The sequence below is a fragment of the Enterococcus crotali genome (genome assembly GCF_000633635.1).
GTDB lineage: Bacteria > Bacillota > Bacilli > Lactobacillales > Enterococcaceae > Enterococcus_L > Enterococcus_L crotali.
This window is the reverse complement of the sequence record NZ_AYPQ01000002.1, coordinates 339,538-362,387: the sequence shown is the minus strand read 5'-3', so window position 1 is coordinate 362,387 and position 22,850 is coordinate 339,538. Positions and strand designations below refer to the sequence as shown.

17 protein-coding genes and 1 pseudogene are annotated in these 22,850 nt (G+C 35.6%); 17 read left to right on the top strand and 1 reads right to left on the bottom strand.

What is annotated here, in order from left to right; translation table 11 throughout:
* Positions 1-12: 12 nt before the first annotated feature.
* Positions 13-1,446 (bottom strand): helix-turn-helix domain-containing protein, encoded by a 1,434-nt coding sequence (locus V192_RS0106400; RefSeq protein ID WP_025870107.1) that lies wholly within the window; start codon positions 1,444-1,446, stop codon positions 13-15.
* 566 nt (positions 1,447-2,012) lie between these two features.
* Between V192_RS0106400 and V192_RS0106390 the strand changes: the two genes are divergently transcribed.
* From V192_RS0106390 to V192_RS22710, 17 genes and pseudogenes are all read left to right on the top strand, one after another.
* Positions 2,013-3,131, top strand: coding sequence for a tyrosine-type recombinase/integrase (locus tag V192_RS0106390; RefSeq protein ID WP_025870106.1), 1,119 nt, complete (start codon positions 2,013-2,015; stop codon positions 3,129-3,131).
* 310 nt (positions 3,132-3,441) lie between these two features.
* Entirely contained in the window at positions 3,442-4,143 is a 702-nt protein-coding gene (locus V192_RS0106385; protein ID WP_025870105.1) for a response regulator transcription factor, read from the top strand.
* 54 nt (positions 4,144-4,197) lie between these two features.
* Positions 4,198-7,776 carry a MucBP domain-containing protein gene (locus tag V192_RS0106380; protein ID WP_025870104.1) on the top strand — a complete coding sequence of 1,193 codons (3,579 nt, stop codon included), beginning with the start codon at positions 4,198-4,200 and terminating at the stop codon, positions 7,774-7,776.
* Between the two features lie 16 nt (positions 7,777-7,792).
* A complete protein-coding gene (locus tag V192_RS0106375; RefSeq protein ID WP_025870103.1) occupies positions 7,793-8,137 on the top strand; it encodes an LPXTG cell wall anchor domain-containing protein in 345 nt (114 codons plus the stop codon).
* A 3-nt stretch (positions 8,138-8,140) separates the two neighbouring features.
* A complete protein-coding gene (locus V192_RS0106370; protein ID WP_025870101.1) occupies positions 8,141-8,953 on the top strand; it encodes a WxL domain-containing protein in 813 nt (270 codons plus the stop codon).
* Between the two features lie 32 nt (positions 8,954-8,985).
* Positions 8,986-9,741 (top strand): WxL domain-containing protein, encoded by a 756-nt coding sequence (locus tag V192_RS0106365; RefSeq protein ID WP_025870099.1) that lies wholly within the window; start codon positions 8,986-8,988, stop codon positions 9,739-9,741.
* Between the two features lie 87 nt (positions 9,742-9,828).
* Positions 9,829-10,869: a WxLIP family cell surface protein gene (locus V192_RS0106360; RefSeq protein ID WP_025870097.1), complete on the top strand. Its 1,041-nt coding sequence runs from the start codon at positions 9,829-9,831 to the stop codon at positions 10,867-10,869.
* 21 nt (positions 10,870-10,890) lie between these two features.
* Positions 10,891-11,559: a hypothetical protein gene (locus V192_RS0106355; protein WP_025870095.1), complete on the top strand. Its 669-nt coding sequence runs from the start codon at positions 10,891-10,893 to the stop codon at positions 11,557-11,559.
* Between the two features lie 20 nt (positions 11,560-11,579).
* On the top strand, positions 11,580-12,239 hold the full coding sequence (gene lepB, locus V192_RS0106350; protein ID WP_025870094.1) for a signal peptidase I: 660 nt from the start codon (positions 11,580-11,582) through the stop codon (positions 12,237-12,239).
* A 19-nt stretch (positions 12,240-12,258) separates the two neighbouring features.
* Positions 12,259-12,936, top strand: coding sequence for a signal peptidase I (lepB, locus tag V192_RS0106345; protein WP_025870093.1), 678 nt, complete (start codon positions 12,259-12,261; stop codon positions 12,934-12,936).
* A 25-nt stretch (positions 12,937-12,961) separates the two neighbouring features.
* Entirely contained in the window at positions 12,962-15,589 is a 2,628-nt protein-coding gene (locus V192_RS0106340) for a YfhO family protein (protein WP_025870092.1), read from the top strand.
* The gene (locus V192_RS0106335; protein WP_025870091.1) at positions 15,586-16,527 is read left to right on the top strand and encodes a DUF5067 domain-containing protein; all 942 of its coding nucleotides are present in this window, start codon (positions 15,586-15,588) and stop codon (positions 16,525-16,527) included. The genes V192_RS0106340 and V192_RS0106335 overlap by 4 nt, the downstream gene beginning before the upstream one ends.
* Before the next feature lie 76 nt (positions 16,528-16,603).
* Positions 16,604-17,275 carry a hypothetical protein gene (locus V192_RS0106330; RefSeq protein ID WP_128080799.1) on the top strand — a complete coding sequence of 224 codons (672 nt, stop codon included), beginning with the start codon at positions 16,604-16,606 and terminating at the stop codon, positions 17,273-17,275.
* 440 nt (positions 17,276-17,715) lie between these two features.
* Complete coding sequence (lacD, locus tag V192_RS0106325) at positions 17,716-18,705, top strand: tagatose-bisphosphate aldolase (RefSeq protein ID WP_025870087.1); 990 nt, start codon at positions 17,716-17,718, stop codon at positions 18,703-18,705.
* Positions 18,706-18,896: 191 nt separating this feature from the next.
* Complete coding sequence (ald, locus tag V192_RS0106320) at positions 18,897-20,009, top strand: alanine dehydrogenase (protein WP_025870085.1); 1,113 nt, start codon at positions 18,897-18,899, stop codon at positions 20,007-20,009.
* Positions 20,010-20,042: 33 nt separating this feature from the next.
* Positions 20,043-21,119, top strand: a complete 1,077-nt coding sequence (locus tag V192_RS0106315; protein ID WP_025870083.1) for a M42 family metallopeptidase — start codon at positions 20,043-20,045, stop codon at positions 21,117-21,119.
* 31 nt (positions 21,120-21,150) lie between these two features.
* Positions 21,151-22,781 (top strand): annotated as a pseudogene (locus V192_RS22710) (peptide ABC transporter substrate-binding protein).
* Positions 22,782-22,850 lie beyond the last annotated feature (69 nt).

Genomic DNA, 22,850 nt, shown 5'->3' with positions numbered 1-22,850 from the left:
CTAAAAAGTGAATTAGGTTCTTTTTTCTATGGAACTCTTTCGGATCTTCAATTCATTTTCGATGACAGCAATAATAGTGAAAACATCACTTGGGGTAAAGCCGGGATTTATATAAACAATAGGTATATTTTGTGCTCTTTTTTTTAGGAGTGAAGATGTTGTAGAAGCAATAATCAAATCAATGTTCACTTCTTCTAGTTGAGCGGTAGACGACACGAAAGAGATATTATAAAAAGGCTGCAAAAAGGATTCTAATTGTTGGGCGATAATCCTTTCCATGATCACAGGTAGATCCGTTTCCATCTGTATATAGATAGGAGGTGAATAGATTGTCGGGCTTTTGATAAGGGCATGTGCTTCACAAAAACGCGCAACAAGCATTTCCTCATTTGAAAAAGACACAGCGGGGAAATACTTTTGCATTTCTCGAAATTTCTCAACCATAGCTGCTCTTAAAAAAGGATAGTGTTGTTTTAAATACCTAGTGTAATCATAACCAGATAATGTAGTTGCGAAATTTGGAAATAAAAGATCGGTCAAAAAGCCTACGAAAAGCACGCTGTGATAAGCAATTTTTGTTTCTTCATCAATAGCAGACAAGTCTGGTTGGATAACTTTTAGGAATACTTGATACATTTGATAAACAGAGGTATTCAACGACTTGTGAACAGCCAACAGACGTTTTGACACTGTTGGAATTAAAAGAAAGCTAGACCGTATCTGAAATAATAAACAAATAAAATCTGCTTCTGGAGTAGATAAATGAAAGCTTTGCTGTATCGAGAACAAGATCGAATCATTTATCCCTGCTTGTGTAAGAGCTTCTTGATTCAGTTGATGAGCAAAGCTAGGCAGATCTTCGTTGGTTAGTGGCTTTTTATGATTGTAACGATAAAGATTGATTGCAATCATATAGCTCCAGCTTGCAACGGTCACATCTTTAATAGGAGAATAAGGTCTCATTTCAGTTTCGATGAATCTAATGATTTTTTGTTGATCGATAGTCGGAAACGGCCAGGACATTCCACGATAGATATTCCAAAACAAGATATAGCTGAGATACCGAAATTGTATCTCGTTGCCCTCCACGCTTAACTCCCGATTAACTGATTTTATCTTCAATCCATATTTTTTTAGTAATAGATTAAATTGTTGTACTCTTCGACGAATTGTACTTTCACTGACAAAGTACTTTTGAAGGAAATAATCCAAAGACAAATTTGTCTGGAAAAATAGTTCTTTCATTAATGATAATGCTATTGACTGTTCAGTAATAATAGGAACTGTTTCGAGATAACCTATTTGCCCACCAGTAAAACAAACCCCTTTGCCTTTTGAAAAGTTGATCTGAGCAGATTCGACTTCTACAATATCATTTGCTAATTCTTTTGTATATTTAAGAACAGACTTTCGCTCTAAATGACTATCGAATACTAACTCATCCATAGAATACCAGTCTTCTTTTTTATAAAGTAAGTAAAGCAATTGCAATTTTTGCCTGTTTCTGCGTCAAAAATATCAAAACTAAGCATGGGAAATCCCTCTCTTTCATTGCTGACATAATAATGCAAAATCTCTTTTTTCTCAACGAATCAGAACTGAAAAAAGCATTTATCCATTGAAGGATAAATGCTATGTAGTCAGAAAAGGGATTTTTATGAGACAAATGATGAGCAAATCTCAATAAAAAATCACGTTAAACTTAATTTAAATAATAAAGAACAAAAAAATATATTTCTTATTTCTATCACAAACAAGAATATAAAAAAATGAATTATTAGAGAAGAAATACGTTTTTGTATTTGTAAATTAATTGTAGATTCATATTAACTGAGCTGAAATTTAAAGTCAATAGAGTTTTATCTCATTTTTTTGCGGAAAAATTAAAAAAAGTGAGATAAATGACAAAAATATATTTGATTTTTTACAAGAAAGCTTGGATTTACAGACTATTTACTGTTTTAGCCGTCAAAAAAATCGTCAAAAAATTCAAAGCAAAGGATAAGTTAATTATGGTGAAAAAAGGAGAAAATATTTATAAACGTAAGGATGGTCGCTGGGAAGGTCGATATATTAAAGAGCGGACACCTAAAAATAAAATTGTTTATGGCTATATATATGGAAGACATTATTCTGAAGTAAAAGACAAGCTAACGGTGGTAAAAGCCAAGTATCTAGTAAGCGATTATTCTATCACTAGTTATCATGGAACGATCGAAAATTTTATTGGTAATTGGATGCTCTCAACAATGAAATATACGGTCAAACCAACTACCTATTCAAACTATGTCCGCTTGATCAAGCGCCACATTATCCCAACAATTGGTTCTATCAAGCTGCAAAAAATAACTCAAGAAAATATCCAAGCCTGGGTTTATCAGCTAGCACAGCAAAAATTTGCTTCAGGAACGATCCGAAATGTCTTTAATATTTTGAAAAATGCATTAAATGTAGCTGTTAAGCAAAATTACTTAAACGAAAATCCATGTAACAGCATAGTTTTACCAAAAACAACAACAAAAAAAATCGCCTCACTTTCCCTGACAGATCAAAGAAAAATCGAGTTGGTTGCGCTACAGGAAAAAGAATGTTCACCAATCATTTTAGCGCTATATTCAGGAATGAGGATCGGAGAAATCAGTGGTTTGAAGTGGGAAGACATCGACTTTGAGAAAAAGACCATTCATGTCAAGAGAACGATTACAAGAATAACCAACGAACACACAACGGTAAAAAAGACCGAAGTTATTGCTGGAACGCCTAAGTCCAACAATTCTGAAAGAATTATTCCGTTAGCAAATAATTTATCAAATTATCTATTAGAAAAGAAAAAATATTCGTCTACGGACTACGTTATTTCATGTAATGGCGGACTAACAGAACCGCGAACAATCAATTATCGATTCAAAAAAATTACCAATAAACTAGGATTTCCAGAAATTCGTTTCCACTCATTACGACATACGTTTGCCACACGTTGTATAGAACAGGGAGTTGATATTGCCAGTCTAAGTCAAATACTTGGGCATCATTCAACGAAATTGACATTAGATACATACGCAGATTCTTTATTAGAAAACCGACAAGCCGCAATTGCTACAATTGACAATTTATTTTTAAATGCTCAGTAACTGAGCATTTAATTTTTGCACAAATAAGCCGTCACCTTCGTGGTCACGAATTTCGAAGAGGAGCATCTAGTAAGAAGAAGAAGATTTTTTTCTTATTTGTGATAGAAATAAGAAATTATAACAAAAAAATAAATATACAGTTAGTTAGAAAAAAGAAGAGTTGCCATATCTTCTTTATAGAAAATATTATAAAGCGTATAGGGCGGGAAGCCAAATATTCGACTCGTAAGATCATCAAAAAGGAAATGATGTGAAAAGTAGATTGATGAATGTGGATGCAGCTAGGCCAAAGAGAATATAGGAGGTAAACATGTATAACATAGGAGTAATTAATACTGGGCTTCCAGAAGTAGAATTAGACAGATACATAGAAGAAGGGGGTTTTAACTCATTTAAGGCTTCCAATATAGAGCCAGAGGAGTTATCCAGAGATCTTAAAAAAAAAGATGCTGTATTGATTTTCACGGATAATGTGGATTCTGTGGTGGCTGAAATTTGCCAATTTATCATTGAAATCAAGATGAACTCAGAATCATTTGTGTGGGTCGTATCGAAAAAGCATGATGAAAAGAAACGAGTTGTCTACCTACAACTAGGAGCTGATGGAAATATCAGCACAGAATGCTCGCCCAAAGAATTACAATTGATCGTAAAAAATGCATTAAATAGAAAGAAAATGTATGAAACACAATCAATAGAAGAAGAGAAAACGACAGAGCAAAACGAGATTGTAGCAGAATTAAATGAAAAAAATCTAAGCATTATCACATTAGGCGAGGAAGTCCCCCTTACTAGAACAGAGTATAAACTATTTAAATTGCTTTTAAGTAATCCCGGCATTGCCTTTTCATATGAAGAGTTATATAGGAAGGTTTGGGGGAAATCATATGATGATGAAAAGTATCGTGTATCGAATGTAGTTTTTCATATTCGTAAAAAACTTGAAGAATATTCATTAAATCCAAATTACATCAAAACAGTTCGTTCCGTTGGTTATATGATTTGTGAATAATACCTCTAAGCTAAGAGTCATAAATGTACTATTTGAAAGGGGGTGAAATGAAAAATGAAAAACAAAAAAAGAAATGAAAAGATGAAACAGTTTAAAATAGGGTTTTCACTTTTTATGTGTCTCGCGTTAATTGTTAGCTTTTTTACGTACAGTTTCTCTGCAAAAGAGCAACCGGTAAAGGCAGCAGCTAATATTACTACCTCAAACTATTCAACTTGGACTGCAGGAACATTGTCAGAAGCTAATCAATCAGTCAATAGCCTGTTGATATCTTCAAAAGGTTCTGATTCCACTCGTCCCTATAAAGACAATGCGACTTGGTCCGAAGGGTCACTTTCAGCACTTGATAAGGTATATAAAGTCAGTAGTAACGTATCAACTACGGATGACGTTAGTGCAAACTTATCAAGAGAACAATTGATCCAAACTGTTCGAGGGCTGGAATTGGCTGGAACGAAAAACAAAGCTAGCTATGTTTCACTAAATAATTATCCAGATGATTCTGGAAAATATAGTTTGGAATATGTGATTTCTAATATGGGATTAGAGGCTGGAGAAAAAATTGATGTGATGTTTATCTTGGACTGGTCTGGTTCTATGAAAAGGCAAAGTGTTGCACCAACTGCTGAGAGTTCACTGGTCAATGGTCGCAAAATGGTTGAAGCCTTTAGCCAAAAGTTGATAGAATCCAACGCGGATGCTCGTATTCGTCTGATTGCACATAATCAAGCTAATAATAATACTTTCGACTCAGAATTGCTTCCGGGGTATCTACCTAGAAATGGCATTCAAAAAGATTCAGGATTCTTTCAAATCGATGACAACAAACAATATCTACAGACCATTCAAAACATGTACACAATGAATCCTCAATATGAGAATGACTCAATTCCTTGGGTGATCAAATCAGTGACCGATTTGGTTAAAAAGGAAGGGGAAGGTAAAGTCCGTTCAGATGCAACACCTGTGATGATCGTACTAAGTGATTTTCAATTGAATATTGGTGGAACAAGCCAATATGCAGTCTTAAAACAATATGAAGATAGTTTAAAAGCATATAATTCGGGATTCTCAGGAAGAGTTCCCGCGTTTATTGCAGCTGCGTATTATAATATGTATCATACGCCTGGAATGGGCGGTTCTGGTGTGATTGGCGGAATAACAGATGTACAAGAAGCTACTATTAAGGGGATAAATCCTGATTGGTCAGCGGTTCATATTAATGAAAGTAACTATACCACAGCCGAAGCAAGGTTAAAAGCTGCGATTGATACGGGTGTTGGGTATCTTCCATGGAATGCTAATCTAAAAACAAATGCGTTCAAGTTTACGGAATATAATTCCACTGAAGACGAGTTTGTTTCATTAGATGCTAAAAATTTGGCATTTAAAGGGCTTGGAGATGGTGAAGGTACATTCAATATGAATGTAGATACCGCTCAATACAGCAATCCTAAAAAAGGCGATATGGCTCAGGCAACGACAACAGCTACTGCTAGTACAGACAAAGAGTCAGCAAACTTTAGTCCTACCTCTAAGTTATTCTTGCCGATCACTGATGCGGCTGTTGAATTGTATAAATACAACGGTTCGGGAAGTCCAACATCAGCATCTAATTACTCATTGGCAGATACTGTAGTTAGCAACAATTACAATGCCTACGGTGGAACAAGTTATTCAAAACAAAGCAGCATTCTTACTTCAATAGATTACCTTGATAGTACGAAAAAGACTCTAACGAAGCAAAATGCATTTGATGCATTAAAACAAGGTCTTGGTGAGACTGAATTTAACAAACTTGACTTTATTCAAGCAGGTTCATTAAATGCAGATTCATTAACTGTTCAATTTGATTCCAGCAAAAACGTCTATAAAGTCTATGCAGAATCGAAAACAACTGAAAGTACTATAACTGTTGAGCACTGGATCAAAGGCGGTGCGAAAATCTCAACAACAGTTCAACCAGATTTACCACAAAAGGGAGAAATTGGTGCTCTTGCCAATATTACACCAACATCTATTCCTGGGTACACGTATGTTGATTCTGATTCAGAGCCGCTAGGTAGTGTGACATATGGTACTACGAATAAAACAGTAAAGCTGTATTATACGGAAAATCCTAAAACGACTATGATGACTGTGAAGTACATGTTAGATGGTACATCAACAGAAATCATCTCTTCGAAATCGGTAGAAGGAACTATTGGTGAAGCAATCACAGAAACCCAATTAGACAAAGGTGCAGTAGGTACAGGCTATACATTTGTCAAACAAACACCAACACCAGCTATTTTTGGAACAAATACAGAAGTGATTCTGTACTATACCAAAGATAAGGTTATGGGGAAAGTCACTGTAGAATATTGGGATAGCGATACGAACACAAAAATCTCTGGTGTTTCTGATGAAATACTAGAAGGCGAAGTTGGTTCAGCTGTCAAATACACACAAAAAGATATTCCAAAGTATGAATTCGACAAAGCTAAGTCTGATGCTATGCCAACAACCTTTACTGAAGGGAATGTAACTGTTCGCCAGTATTATGCAAGAGTTTATACAATAACCATTGAATATTGGGATGCTGGAACAAATGCTAAAATCGCTTCCGAAACAAATAGCATATTTATTGGTAAAAAGGATACTTCATTAACCTATTCCCCAAAAGAAATTGATGGTTATATTTATGATTCAGTAAGATCTGATAAACTCCCTTCTACTATTACAGGAGATGCAACATACCGGGCATATTATAACAAAGCCGGGAAAGTAATTGTTGAATATTGGAATTCAGACATCAATCAAAAAATCACTGAAGAACAAAGTGAAGAATTACAAGGTGTGATCGGCGAAAAAGCAGATGTCAAAGTTAAGGTACTATCAAGATATAAATTTGATGCAGCAAGATCTGATTCTATTGACAATGTCACCTTTAAAGAAGGAACAACGACAATCCGACTGTACTATACACAATATATCGATTTGACCATTACTTTTAAACAACTTAGTCCGGAAAATGAATTAGCTACAGTTGTTGTAAAAGCTAAAATTGGTGAAACAATTCATTTAGAAAATGATTTTAGCGAAGTTAAGGATAAATTAGCTGAGTTGGAAGGTTTATATCGTTTATCATCTCGACCACCAGATTACGATGCTTATGTTGTACCAAATGACGATGCAAATCTAATTTATTTCTTTGACGGAACCTTATTCTTATCATCAGCACCAGCTACGTTAGAATTTGGTAGTAATCACCAAATCATGAACTTTGGTGATTATGAGTCAGACCGACCAGCATATGACCAGCCGTTAACAGTAACAGATACCAGAGATAAATTAACTCAATGGGAGCTGACAGCAACGTTGACGACGGAAATGCATTCTAGAAAAGATACTTCTTTTGTGTTGAAAGATGCCCTTTACTATAATGATGGATCGACAACAAAACCGCTTAGCAAGGATTCAAGCACTATGATCCTTAAAAGTAAGCATGTGAAACAAGGCGATTTCGATGTTAGTGAAACTGAGTGGAAAAATAAATCGAATGGATTTGTCTTTAAATTATCGAAAGACCAATTCAGAAAAATCGATGACTATGATTGCAGAATCTTATACACACTAACAGAAGCGAAGTGATGAGGAGGTAATAGTAATGAAACATAAAATTAAATATCTACTATTATCTACCTTTATTCTAGTAATTGTAGGTGCATGTAGTAGTCAAACGGTTTTTGCTGAGGCTGGAGCCGCTCAAACTAACGGAAAAGTATCTTTTTATGATGATACACCAATTGATTCATCGAGTACGACAGATCCCTCAGGTACAACAGAACCAACCAATTCAAATGGGGATTCGGGAGGATCTTCTGTTAAACCGGTCGGAAAATTACCTTCTACTGGTGAATTAATTGCAAAGAGTTTAACGATTAGCGGAAGCATTTTACTAGTCTTGGGTTTAAGCTTTGTTTTGGTGAAGAAAAAAAGGAGGGCAGAGTAGTTCATGAAGAAAAATATTTTTGTTACTGCTTTTGTCGCTCTGATAGCGTTACTTTACCTGACAGTTGGTAACCAGAAAGTTTTTGCTGAAGCTGACAAGGGAGGTCCAGGTCACATTAGCTTCACTGGCGACAGTGATGGTGGTGACAAGGGAGGTCCTAAAGACCCAGAAAATCCAGGAACCAGCGTTGATCCTGGACCAAGCCCAAGTACAACAGGCGATTTACGCATAGATTTTGTTCCACAGCTGAATTTTTCAGCAAATAGAATTTCTGATAAGGCGATGAGCTTGCCTGTAAATGCTCAATTATTTCATGACGACACAACAGCTCGCGGAAATTTTGTTCAAATAACAGATGAACGCTCTGAAGCATTAGGCTGGACCTTGCAACTGCGCCAAGAGATGCAGTTTCAGAACATGGATACTGCTAATAACGAGTTAAAAGGAGCTTTTCTTTCTTTTGACAAATCGTGGGCAAATTCAGTTTCCAATTTGGACAAAGCACCTGTTGTTTCTAAAGAAATAATTGAAGTAAACAATATTGGCGAGACACATACCTTGGCGAAAGCTAAATCAGGTAATGGCTTAGGAACTTGGTCTATTTCGTTTGGAGCATCGGAAAATAATCCACTTCAATTAGAAAACACCTTAACACCCAGAGTGGATGAAAAAGGTGAACCAGTCTTAAATGCTGATTTCGGTAATCAGCAAGTTTATCAAAATAATGCAATAACTTTAAACATTCCTACTGCAACTAAAATTGATGCAGTAGAATACACAACGGTGATAACTTGGATTTTATCCGAGCTACCATAAATTACAAACATATTATTTAGGAGGAAACACAAATGAAATTAACACACAAATTATGCGGCGCGGCTTTAGTAGCTGTTGCAGGGGTTGCTTTGGCAGTACCAAATACTACAAAGGCAAATTCAATTGAAGGAGCAGGCCATATCGGTTTCACTAACACTAGTGGAATTACATCTGGAACAGAAAACAGCTCATCTGATTCTTCAGATCCTGATTCTGGTACAGGTTCTGTGATTACGGAGAATCCAACATTCCCACAAACAGATCCAGGTACATTTGGAATCATCGCTGTAACACCTTTAGAGTTTGGTAGTGGACACACTGCATTAACAGCAACAAACGATACGTATGATGCAGCTTTATACGATAACGGTAACAATGTAAAAACAGCGAACTTTGTATCGTTCTATGATGTACGTGAAGACTCACGTGTGTTTTCATTGTCTGCAAAAATGACTACAGAATTCACAAGTGGTGCTAACAAATTGAACGGTGCAACAATAGAATACAAAAACACTTGGGTAAACAACTATCCTGGAGCTGTTGCTACAACTGCACCAGAAGCTAGCGTAACAGTTGAATTTGGTAAATCTTCACCTGCCATCAAAAATACTGGAACCGCGAATGCTGGTTATGGTCAACATGAATTAATATTTGGCGAAAGACTGGCAGATAATTCAGGAAATGCAAAAGAATCTGTTGTTTTAACGATTCCTAAAGCTGGTAATGAAGTAGTTGCAACAGGCGATTACAATGCTGTAATCACTTGGACAATGGGGGAAACTTTATAATTTTAAATTAACGTGAGTTAAATAAGTTCACTGGCTAATACAGCTGGTGAACTTATCTCATGAAAACAAGAAATGAGGCTATGTAATATGAAAACTGCAAAGAAGATAATAGCAATCACATTTTTATACATAATAGGAGTTTGTTCGTTTAGCCTAAATGCAGAAGCATCAGTTGGCTATACATATAAGGTAAACAAGCCAGAGAATCAGATTAATCAAGAGGTAGGATATTTTGATTTACGAATGAAGCCTTCACAAAAACAAACAGTATCTATTGATTTGACAAACGAGTCTGATAAGGAAGTCGTGGCTCTTGTGTCTTTGAATGGCGCCAAAACAAGTGGAAATGGTGTTATCGAATATGGGTCTGTAGCTATTGATAATGATAAGTCATTAAAATATGATTTTACTGACTTGGTAAAGGGACCAGAGAAGGTTGTTTTACCAGCTAAGACCACCGTACCTTTGAAACTGGATATTACAATGCCGGAAGCAACTTTTGATGGGGTTATCTCCGGTGGAATTCAGTTGAAGGCGGAAGTGGATGAAAAAGAGCGGGCCAAGCAAAAAGGAGTTATTAATGAATACGCCTATATGGTCGGAATGATCCTTTCAGAAACAGATACTGTCGTAGAACCAGAATTGAAATTTAACAGTGTAAGTGCAGGGTTAAGTAATTACCGTAATAGTATTTTTATCAATTTTTCCAATATTGAAGCAACTTATTTAGAAGATTTAACCATGGATGTTCAAATTACTAAAAAGGATTCTGAGGCTGTACTTTATGATGCTAAAAAAGCTGATATGAGGGTAGCACCGAATAGTATGGTAGATTTTCCTGTCTCCATGAATGGAGAAAAAATGATTCCGGGAGACTATAAAGCCTATGTTGTAGCGAGCGCAAAAGATAGAAAATGGACATGGGAAGAAGAATTTACGATTACAGATGAAGATGCAGATAAATACAACGATCAAGACGTCAACTTAGTCCAAGAACAAGGAATCAATTGGAAACTTATTGCGGTTATTTTTGGTGGTGTTGTCGCAGTTGCGCTAGTTATCTTTGTAATTGTTCGATTTGGTCTAAAAAGTAAAAAGAGGAAAAAAATAAAGAAGAAAAAAAGTTAAGAAAGAGGAGATGAGAATAGAATGAGTACTTTAGATTGGTCATTTGTTGCCCTTGCATCTGGGGTACTTCTCTTTAGTTTTTTTAGCTTGACTTTATTTTTTAGTTCAAGTAGAAATAGAAAAAAAATTAAGACGTTTAAGAAAAAACGACCGCCAAAGAATAAAAAGAAACGCAAGCGTTGGATTATGCATAAGAAAAAGCTTGAATCAAAAGTTAAAAAGCAAATTGCCTGGTCAATCGTATTATTTTTATTTGCTGCAGTAGCTTTTTCAGGAGCCGCTTACACCCGATTTTATCAGCAAAATCGGTTGAATGGAAAAGAATCAGAGTCACTTGTTCAAGTCTACTATTTATTAGATGAAGTGAGTGTACAACTAGAAGATATTCAAAAAAATAAAACACCTCAAAAGGCAATTAAAAACGTTGGAACGCTTTCTGGTAAGCTAGTTAGCTTTGGTTTTACAAAAGCATCAACTACTTTAAAAGAAGAAAAACAAATTATTCTAAACCGTTATTTTAATGCGGTCAAACAACTAGGAACAAACTTACATACACAATCATTAGAATCACTACAAAATGAAGAAGTATTTAAGGGATATCTAGACGATATAAAGAAAATAAAAATATCACAAAAAGAAGTATTTAAAGAATTTAAAATTAACGAAGCTGCTCTGGAGAAAAAACAATAATTTAATCTGAGGTGGCCTGAATGAAAAAAAAAAGAGTAGCTGTACCTCAAAAAAAGCAACAAACCGCTTCCGTAAACAAAAAAACTAGTAAGTCTGGCCTGAAAAAAAGAAAGCGGCAAAAGGAATTACTTGCCCTTAAACGAAAAAGAGCCAAACAAAAAAAATTGCTATTTGAGCTGTTGATCACACTAGTAGTGACAACTCTGCTTGTTGTTCTAATTAGTGTCTTTTTATTAGCTTTCCCTAAAGTTGAAGGCTATTCTATGGTACCCACATTAAATGACCAAGAACGGCTAATTGTCTATAAACCAGCAAAAATCGAACGTTTTGATTTGATTTATATAAAGAATAAATTGGGAGAAACAAGCATCCGTAGAGTGATTGGACTTCCAGGAGAAGAAATTCAATATAAAGGAAATGAACTATATATAAATAATGAGCTAAAAGCCGAACGTTTTATCACACGTAACGAAGAACAAAGTGAGGAACCTGCAGTTGCTGATTTTAAATTAAAAGATATATTGGGCGTAAGTAATGTTCCTAAAAGCCAGTATTTTGTTTTGGGAGATAACAGAGAATATGCGACGGATAGCCGAGAGTATGGATTTATTGAGACGAAGGATATTGTTGGTGTTGTGAAAATTCGCTTTTTCCCTCTACATGGTATGCGACAATTTTAATAATAGAAGGTAATTAAATATGGTAAATAAAGAAAAGCAAACGGAAACAAAAAGACCACCTCGTTCTTATAAAAGTGTAAAAAAAAATATGTATGTAAAAAAAGTAAAAAAACGGAGACCTATTCAAAAAATAAACTCGCAAAGGCTGCCGCAAAGATTATGGCAGTCTGAGGCTCTTTTCTTAATCGCTTTTGTTGTTGTATTAACTGTCTTTCTTTTCAACTTTTCAGTGCATCGAGTTAGTGGTCAATCGATGGAGCCGACTTTTCAAGAAAAAGATCTAATTTTAATCAAGAAAAAAAAATCGTTTCGACGCTATGAAATCATTACATTTGAGCCAAAGGGGCAAAAAGATGATTCGTATATAAAACGTGTAATTGGGATTCCAGGGGATGATATTTGGGTTAGTGGTAATAATTTATTCCTTTTACCAAATGGCAGTTCTCAAAGAAGTCAAAATGCTCCTGCCACAATTGATGAATTACAAGATGGCATGGTTAAAATTGCATTATCACCAAATGCTGCAGAAGAATTGAAGCAATACAAAAAAATTCCTGAGAATCATTATTTTGTACAAGGGGATAATCGGAATCATTCAAATGATAGTCGAAGTTTTGGGTTAATTAATCAAGATCAGATTGAAGGAGTCGTTTTTTATCGGTATTTTCCATTTAATAAACTAGGTATACCCTATTAAACAGTAAGAAAGTGAGAAATAATATATGCAGATTGAAAAAATAAAAAATTTTTTTAAGAATAATGTATTATTCATGGGACTAAGTATTTTTATTCCTATGCTAGTAATGATTATTGCTTATTATAAGATAGGAATCTATCCAGGAAGTAAGATGTCTATCTTGGCATCAGATGCTTTTGCACAATATTCAAATTTCCATGCAAGTTTTAAACATGTACTGGAGGGGAAACAAAGTATTTTTTATACGTGGTCAGGTTCATTGGGGCTTAATTATTGGGCTCTTTCTGCGTACTACTTAAATGGTATTTTTACACCATTAGTGGCCTTTTTTGACAACGTTAATATGCCGGATACACTTTATTATTTAACATTACTTAAATTTGGTGCAAGCGGTTTGTCATTTTGGTTTTTTGCACATCATACATATAAGCTAAATCGCTGGATTATCACAGCTTTAAGTATTAGTTACTCCTTGATGTCCTACGCAGTTGCCTATTCAGAAGTTATTATGTGGTTGGACACATTTGTGTACTTACCGCTAGTTATCTTGGGAATTCATCGGGTGATGGACCAAAGGAAACCTGTATTATTGTTTATTAGCTATTTATTGCTATTCTTGTCTAATTTTTACATGGCTTTTATGGTAGGTGTTTTCTCTTTTCTATACTTTTTTGCTCGAGCTGTAACGAACTGGAGTGAGTATAAAAAAACAATTTCAACTTATATGATTACATCGCTTATAGCCGGTGCTGCCTCGATGGTTGTTATTTTACCGACGGTTTTAGACCTGCTGACGAATGGTGAAAGTTTGACTAAAATAGAAACCTTTATTACTAAAGATATTGGTGCTTGGGATCTAGTAGCAAAAAATCTAGTGGGGCTTTATGATACAAGTAAATACCAAAGTATGCCATTTGTTTATGTCGGATTAATCCCGTTACTGCTGTGTGTTTACTATTTTGTCACAAAGAAATTTGCTCTTAAAAATAAGCTGGGGTATGGTGCATTATTACTGTTTTTAATCGCGAGTATCTATATTAGTGGGTTGAATTTATTTTGGCATGGGATGCATTCACCTAATATGTTTTTATTTAGATTTAGCTTTTTGATCTCTTTCTTAGTTATTTTATTATGTGGCTATAGCTTAGAAGTCTTGACGAAAGATGACAGTAATAGTTTAACGAATATTGTTTTAGTTGTTGGCGGACTCTTTCTAGTCTTTATGTTCTTGTCCGATAAAAAAAGATATGGTGCGGTTTCAACTGAAACATTAATTATAACCATTGCTCTACTCATTGTTTACTTAGCCCTTTGGTTCTTCTATGTGAATAAACCCAAACGAGCAAACGTAGCAATAATAATACTCTTTGTTGTGATGACTGGTGAAATGACTTTTAACACTCAACAAATGATTATTGGGATCAAACGTGATTGGGGCTATACAGATCGTAAGTACTACCAAGAACCTTATAAGGATGTAGAAAAGTTAGTGACACAAACAGAGGATAAGGAATCGTTTTATCGCTTAGAAAACATCAATCCTACTTCTTCAAATGATAGTTTTAGATATGGTTATGGTGGCGTATCTATGTTTTCTTCTATCCGTAATAGACATTCCTCACAATACTTGAACACATTAGGATATCGATCTTTAGGGACCAATTTGCAAATCCAATATAGAAATAACACTATACTGGCAGATACTCTTGTTGGCATGAAATATAATATAGCAAAAGGCGAAGGCTATAGTAAATTTGGCTTTGAATCCATTGGAAAAAGTGGTCAATATACATTATATGAAAATAAATATGCGTTACCACTAGGTGTGCTAACAGATGAGGCTATTTTTGAAGACAATGCGGTTAAAAATCAAACTGAATTGTTTAACCATCTAGCTCAGACTGAAGGGGAAATTTTCTCTTTTGGCGACGCACCCATTATTGATTCAGAAGATGTTGTAATAACAGAATCCGGTTCAACTATTACATTGGGGGAACAAGAAATTTCCCATCCAAGGAAAATCAAATTATTAGTAACAGTACCAGAAAAGACGCAAGGTTATGTGAGTATTGTTCCAACAAGTTTTACTAAATTTACTGATTCTTATGTCACAGCAACTGTAAATGGGCAACGGATGTTCAATAAAGTTTCCGATTTCGGACAATATTATGATTTAGGCTACTATGATAAGACGACAGCTGTTGAAGTAGAGTTTTCATTTACTGGAGAAACAAAGAATCTGGAGATCTTTAGACCAAATGCTGTTTTTCTTAATACAGAAAAATTTGCAGAAGATGTAAAAAAAATGCAGAAAAATGGAGTCGATTTTGTTGTAGATGGACGAAAAGCTAAAGCTGAAGTTGAGATCAAAGCAGATGAAGTTCTTTTGACTACGATTCCTTATGAAAAAGGTTGGTCTGTCTATATTGATGGAAAAAAAGAAACTGTGGATTCTTTTAAAGAGGCATTTCTTGCTGTCACTATCCCGAAAGGAAAACACACGATTGAATTTGTATATCTTCCGCAAGGCTTTGCTATTGGAGCCAGTCTGTTCGTAGGTTCTATCGTAATTTTTGCTTTATATGTCTACTGGTTACACAGAAAAAGCTCTAAGCACTTGAATGATCATGAACAAGGGGAAATCAAGGAATGAATGTAAAGAAAAATTTATGCCTGTTAGTAGGTCTATTACTCTTATCAGCTTGTCAAAAGACAACACTACAAAAAGAATCATTACTATTTTCGGCGAATGAAAGTGACTATAGAATTCAGCTTCCAACAAGTTGGGAAGAAGAAGTGAATCCAGAAGAAACAATTAATGCGAATGCGGTTTTTGGAGCCAAAGATACTAAAAGTAATTCTCTGTTTTATGTTAAAGCAGACAGTGCGGAAAATCTTTCAAAAGAAGCACTAGATAAGTATTCAAAAAAATATTTAAAAGAATATTATGATCTTAAAAAAAATAAAGGAGAGCAACTTGTCTTAAATAACCAACCTGTCGTTCACTATTCTTTTGAAGGAACCTATGAAAAGAAGCCATCCTGGTTGGATATTTATTATGTTTCGAAGGAAAACTCTGTTGTTCAATTTTTCTTTTATAGTCCTGTCGACAATTCGCATCAAAAGAGGCAAAAATTATTTGCTTCGTCTATTGAGACTCTCACCGAATCCAAAATGACCGAAACAATAGAGAAATCCTCAGGGGAATTAGATAATAAAGTTGAAAATGATCATTTTTCTCTGCAAGTCAGTACGTATGAAATTGATAAAATAGCAGGGGATCAACTACTTATTGTACGCTTTTTATACAAAAATAAAACGGAAGAGACGCATACACCAATTGATATTTGGCAGAAGTATGTAAAAGTTTATCAAAATGGTGAAGTGTTGGCTCCAAAAGAAGATATCTTATTAGAAAATCATACCTTAACTTTCTTACAAGAAAATAGTAAGAAAACTATAGAAAAAAATATGGTGATTGAATCGATTGTGGCTTATCCGCTTGAAGAGAACGGCAATAGTGAAGTAAGTATTGAATTTGATACAACTGAGTTCCCTGATAAACAGCCATTGATGTTGAAAATGAACTAGCAGGAGGTAGAGAATGAACAAGTATTTGAAATATATAATGTTTTTATTGGCATTGTTGATATTTTCAGCGTGTTCAATGAAAAAATCAACAAGAGATGTCGAGCTATCTAAAGAAGATATTCCTTTTACTTGGTGGGGAGACCGCACCAAGAATTTTGGGAACTCCAGTTATCCGATTTCAGAGAAAGAAATAAAAGAAGTGGTTGAAGATAAATATGGATTGAAATTGCTCCCTTTTTTCTCGGAAGTGCGAGAGTTAGTAACAGCAGAATTTGATAGAGATGGGGTTACATCGACAGATGAGGTTAGTATTATTGCCCAAGAAAATAGTTTCAGATTAACAGCAGAAAATAGGTTTAAAGACGCACAGGGTGAAATTATTGTAAATGTACGAACAATCATTGAGTATGAGTACTATGCAAAAATTGGAAAAGTAAAAGTGAAAAACCAAGATGTTGATATCAGGACAACCGTTACAGACGATAAATTCATAGGAAAAGATTACAATCACTTTATTGAGCAATTAGTAGAATTATTAAATATCTCAAATTCGGAGAAATCAGTAAAGGATTTTAACAAGAAAAATGCAGAGGATCCTAAACAATTTGCAGGACAAGAAGTAATGATTTACACTAGCAAGTTGAAAGGTGAAAAAGAATTTACGTTTGGAAAGAATCTTTATGTAAGATACAATGGAGATGGAATTCCTCATAGTATTTTTGTTGGAACAAAAGATTATCGCTATTAAAATGTATACAAAATTCTTTAAGAAGTATTAATGATAATGCAAATAGAGCTAAATTAGAAGCAGACGGAAATGAGTGTATAGGGAATCATTACTTATTCAACGGAATTAGTAAGTATTAACTTAAACGCCTTCTCACAAAACAAATCCAAATGATGATTCACCGTAGGGAACTTCAACAAGTGACTAGACAAATGAAACAAAGTAATAGTCCATTCCCAACGAGTCTGTCAATTCAAGCATTGCATTCGTCATAATTCAGTACCTCCTGTCTTTTTTTACTATAAAGTATGAAGCGCTTATCAGGTCAAGACTAATATTTAGAAAAATAACTGACTAGCATATTCGTAGAAAAAGGGTTTCTTTTTGTCTTGCTAACTATGAGAGAGTATACTCAGAGTAAGAGAGGAATTTCCTCAAAAAGACATAAAGGAGCTGCTACTATGATCAAAATCAGTCAAGCAAAAATGGATGCCCTCAATCGTTTATCCAATGAAAAAGGTCTGATTGAAGCATTGGCAATTGATCAACGAGGTTCTTTAAAAAAGATGATCGCAGACGCCAGTACGATGGCTACAGGAGAAGAAATCGTTGATTTTAAAAAAGTTGCTTCCAAGGAGTTAACCCCTTATGCATCTGCGATTTTATTAGATCCCGATTATGGATTACCAGCGACAAAAGTTCGTGATAATTCATGTGGATTATTGTTGGCGTATGAAAAGACAGGTTATGATGCTTCTACTCCGGGAAGGATGCCAGATTTATTAGAAGATTGGTCTGTCTCACGCTTGAAAGAAGCAGGAGCTGATGCCATCAAGTTCTTATTGTATTATGATCCGGATGAGCCAGCGGCAATCAATCATCTAAAGCATGTATTTGTCGAGCGTTTAGGCAGTGAGTGCTTAGGTGAAGATATTCCACTCTTTGTTGAGATCGTGACGTATGATGCCGAAATTACAGATGCTAACTCAGCAGCTTTTGCTAGGCTCAAACCTCACAAAGTTTTGGAAGCAATGACCGAATTTTCTAAGCCGCACTATCATATCGATGTATTAAAAATGGAAGTACCAGTTAATATGAATTATGTAGAAGGTTTTGCTGAAACTGAAGTGGTTTACAGTAAAAAAGAAGCATTAGGCTATTTCAAAAAACAAAGTGAACTAACAGAACTGCCATTTATTTTTCTAAGTGCAGGTGTTTCAACCAAATTATTCCAAGAAACGTTAGAATTTGCGAGAGAAGCTGGTTCTACATTTAATGGAGTTTTATGTGGACGAGCAACTTGGCGTGAAGGAGTGAAGCCATTTGCTGCTAAAGGTGAAGCGGCAGGTCGCGATTGGTTTGCAACACAAGGGAAAGAGAATATAGAAACACTAAATGAAATCGTCGATCGTTGTGGTACTTCTTGGCGGTCAAAAGTTGAAGTTGGATAAGAATAAATAATGTCTGGAATAAATCAATTTACGGTTTATTTCAGACATTTTGGTTTAATTGGATCATTAAAAAAGAAAGAGAAAAATAAAATTTTTTCTATGTATTGCAGATGAACTTTCATTAAACTATAATCTAGTAAGTAGCTTATAAAATAAAACGATAAGCAATGAGTTAGAGAGGATCCTGAATAATGAAAATTGGCATTCCAAAAGAAATCAAAAATGGTGAAAATCGCGTAGCATTGCCAGCTTCTGGGGTTTTAGATCTTATTAAGCATGGACATACAGTGTATGTTGAAACCAATGCGGGGCTGGGAGCATCGATCCATGATGAGGAATATGTAGCTGTTGGTGCGACAATTGTAGCGTCTGCTAAAGAAGCTTGGGCACAAGAATTAGTTTTAAAAGTAAAAGAACCATTAAAAGAAGAGTATCAATACTTAAGAGAAGACTTAGTCTTATTCACATATCTTCATTTAGCAGCGAATAAACCACTAGCAGAGGAATTAATGAAGCGAAAAACAAAAACGATTGCTTATGAAAGTGTTCAATCAACAAATGGGGAATTACCCTTATTGGCACCGATGAGTGAAATTGCTGGACGTTTGGCTGCGCAGATTGGTGCTCAATTTTTAGAAAAAGTGCCAGAAGGAAAAGGCATTTTATTAGGCGGCGTTCCAGGGGTGAAAAAAGGGAAAGTAACGATCATCGGTGGCGGAATTTCAGGATGCAATGCAGCGAAGATCGCGCTAGGACTGGGTGCAGATGTTACGATTTTAGATGTCAATATCAAAAAATTGCAAGAAATCGATAACCAATTCAATGGAGCAGTCAAAACCCTTATTTCAAATCACTTCAATATTCAAGCGGCGGTCAAAGATGCTGATCTTGTAATTGGAGCTGTCTTGATTCCAGGACGTAAGGCACCTGTTTTAGTCACGGAAGAAATGGTTGTTTCGATGCCGGAACATTCTGTGATCATTGATATTGCGATCGATCAAGGCGGAATTTTTGAAACAATCGATGAAGTGACGACACATCAACATCCAACATACGTTAAACATGGTGTGATCCACTATGCAGTTGCCAATATGCCTGGAGCAGTGCCGCAAACAGCCACGTTTGCTTTGTCGAATGCTACTCTGCAATATGTTGTGGAATTAGCAAATAAAGGATTTGAACAGGCGGTAGAGCAAAATCCAGCATTACTTGCAGGTGTCAATACATTGAATGGCGCAATGACGAATCATGCGGTTGCAACTGATTTGGATTTGCCTTATTCTTCTGTTCAGTCAGTACTATAAATAGTTAAATTTACTAGGAGGATACATGCACCCATGACAAAAAAAGACTCGTTACACTTAATTGAACGTTTATCAAATGCATCTGGTGTTTCTGGCTTTGAAGACGATGTAGTCGCAATCGCTAAAGAATTTTCAGCTCCTTTTGCTGAAGTTAGTGAAGATCATATTCGTAATGTTTACATGAAAGTTGGTGAGCAAAAAGCAGATAGACCAACAATCGTATTTGATGCTCACAGTGATGAAGTTGGTTTTATCGTTCAAGCCATCAAACCAAACGGTACATTGCGTTTTTTACCTTTAGGAGGCTGGGTACCAAATACAGTTCCCGCTCATCGCGTACGAATTAAAACATCTGATGGTAAGGAAGTACCAGGTATCATTGCCAGTAAACCACCGCATTTTATGACAGATGCGGAACGCAAAGAAGTCCAATCAATCGATGATATGGTGATCGATGTAGGCTGTATTAGCGCCGAAGAAGTTGCAGATAAACTTAACATTGCGATCGGTGATCCAGTGATTCCAGATGTTGCCTTTGAATATCTGGAAGCGACTGATGTGATGTTAGGAAAGGCATTTGACTGCCGTATCGGCTGTGCTTGTTTACTTGAAACGCTCAAGGAGCTCGCTAAAAAAGAATCAGCTTTCAATCTGATTGGTACGATGACAGCTCAAGAAGAAGTCGGTGAACGCGGCGCAACGGTAGCGATGAATAATGTGAAACCAGACCTAGCTATCGTGTTTGAAGGCTGTCCAGCAGATGATACATTTTCAGAAGAATATATGATTCAATCTGGTTTAAAACGTGGACCAATGCTTCGGAATTTTGATGTTTCGATGATTACTAATCCGCGATTCCAACGCTTTGCCAAAGAAACAGCCGAAAAATATGGTTTACCAATGCAAAGTTCTGTTAGAAAAGGCGGAGGTACCAATGGAGCTATTATCAATTTAACGAACAAAGGTGTACCAGCCATTGTAATTGGCGTGCCAGTTCGCTATGCGCATACGCATTACGGTTATGTTGCATATGAAGATTATCAAGCAGCGTATCAATTAGCGGTTGCTATCGTGAATGACTTAACGGAAGCCACGATCGACAGCTTTTAATGATAGAAAAGAAATTAGGGGGAATTAAAAAATGAACATGAAAAAATGGGCATTAACAACAGCTGCCGCGGGTTTATTGGTAGTATCACTCGCTGCATGTGGTTCGGGAAGTAAAGAAAAAGAAGCAACTGAAGATAAAAAACAAGTACTAACAGTTATTGAAAGTGCAGAATTACCAACAATGGATATATCTCAAGCAACCGATGTTGTTAGTTTTTCAGCAATCAGCCAAGTAATGGAAGGGTTGTATGAATTCGCAGATGATAGCACTTCAGCACCAGCGATTGCTAAAGAGGTTGCTACACCTACAGATGATGGGAAAAAATATACGATCAAATTACGTGATGATGCAAAATGGAGCAATGGCGATGCGGTAACAGCAAATGATTTTGTTTACTCATGGAAACGCACTGTCGATCCAAAAACAGGGTCAGAATATGCGTATTTATTTGATGGCTTTGAAAACTATAAAGCAATCTCTAAAGGTGAAAAACCAGCAGCTGATTTAGGCGTTAAAGCAGTTGATGATCATACATTGGAAATCAATTTAGAATACCCGATTCCATACTTATCTTCTCTTTTAGCAAAACCAACATTCTATCCATTGAATGAAAAATTTGTTGAAGAAAAAGGGAAAGAATATGGAACAAACAGCGATAACATGATTTATAATGGTGCCTTCACACTATCTGATTGGGATGGTACAAGTATCACATGGAAATATCTGAAAAACGATCAATTTAGAGCAGCAGACAAAGTAAAATTAGACGAAGTCGATGTTCAAGTAAGTAAAGAAATCGGTACGAACGTGAACTTGTTCAAAGCTGGCGATACAGATATTGCACCGATTAAAGGCGAATATGTTGATCAAGAACTGGATAACCCAGAATTGGTGAAACGTATTTATCCATCAACTTCATATTTACAATACAACACTGAAAACAAAGTGTTTGCGAATAAAAATGCTAGAAATGCGATTACTAAGCTGATCAATTCAGATCAAATCGCTAAAAATATTCTAAAAGATGGTTCTATGGCGATCGAAGCTTTGTACCAAGAGGGATTGCTAATCAAGAAACAGGAAAAGATTTCGCTGAAGAAGCAGGCGCCTTGATGAAGACAGATATTGAAGGCGGTAAAAAATTATGGGAAGATGCGAAGAAAGAATTAGGTGTTGACTCAGCGGAAGTGACATTATTAACTTCAGATATCGACACAGCTAAAAAAATGGCAGAATATATCCAAGGATTATTAACAGAAAACCTAAAGGGCTTAAAAGTAACAATCTCAAGCGTACCATTTAAAAACCGTTTAGATCAAATGAGCAAAGGTGATTTTGATGTTGTGTTAGCTGGTTGGGCAGCAACTTACGCCGACCCATATGACTTCTTACAATTGTTTAGAACAGGTGGAGAGCAAAACTACGGCAAGTTCAGCAATGAAGAATTCGATAAATTATTGACAGAATCAGCAACAACCTATGCCACTGAAAATGAAAAACGTTGGAATACCTTGTTGGATGCTCAAAAAGTCTTGATGGATAACTCACCAGTGACACCACTTTACCAAGCGTCAGAAGCCTTCTTAGTAAATGATCGTGTTGAAGGTTTGGTTTATCGTGCAATTGGCGCACCATACTATAAAAATGTATCATTAAAATAAGTAGTAGAAAAAATATGTTGAGAAGGTAGCTTAATGCGACTTTTCAACATATTTTTTTAGTTCTAGAAT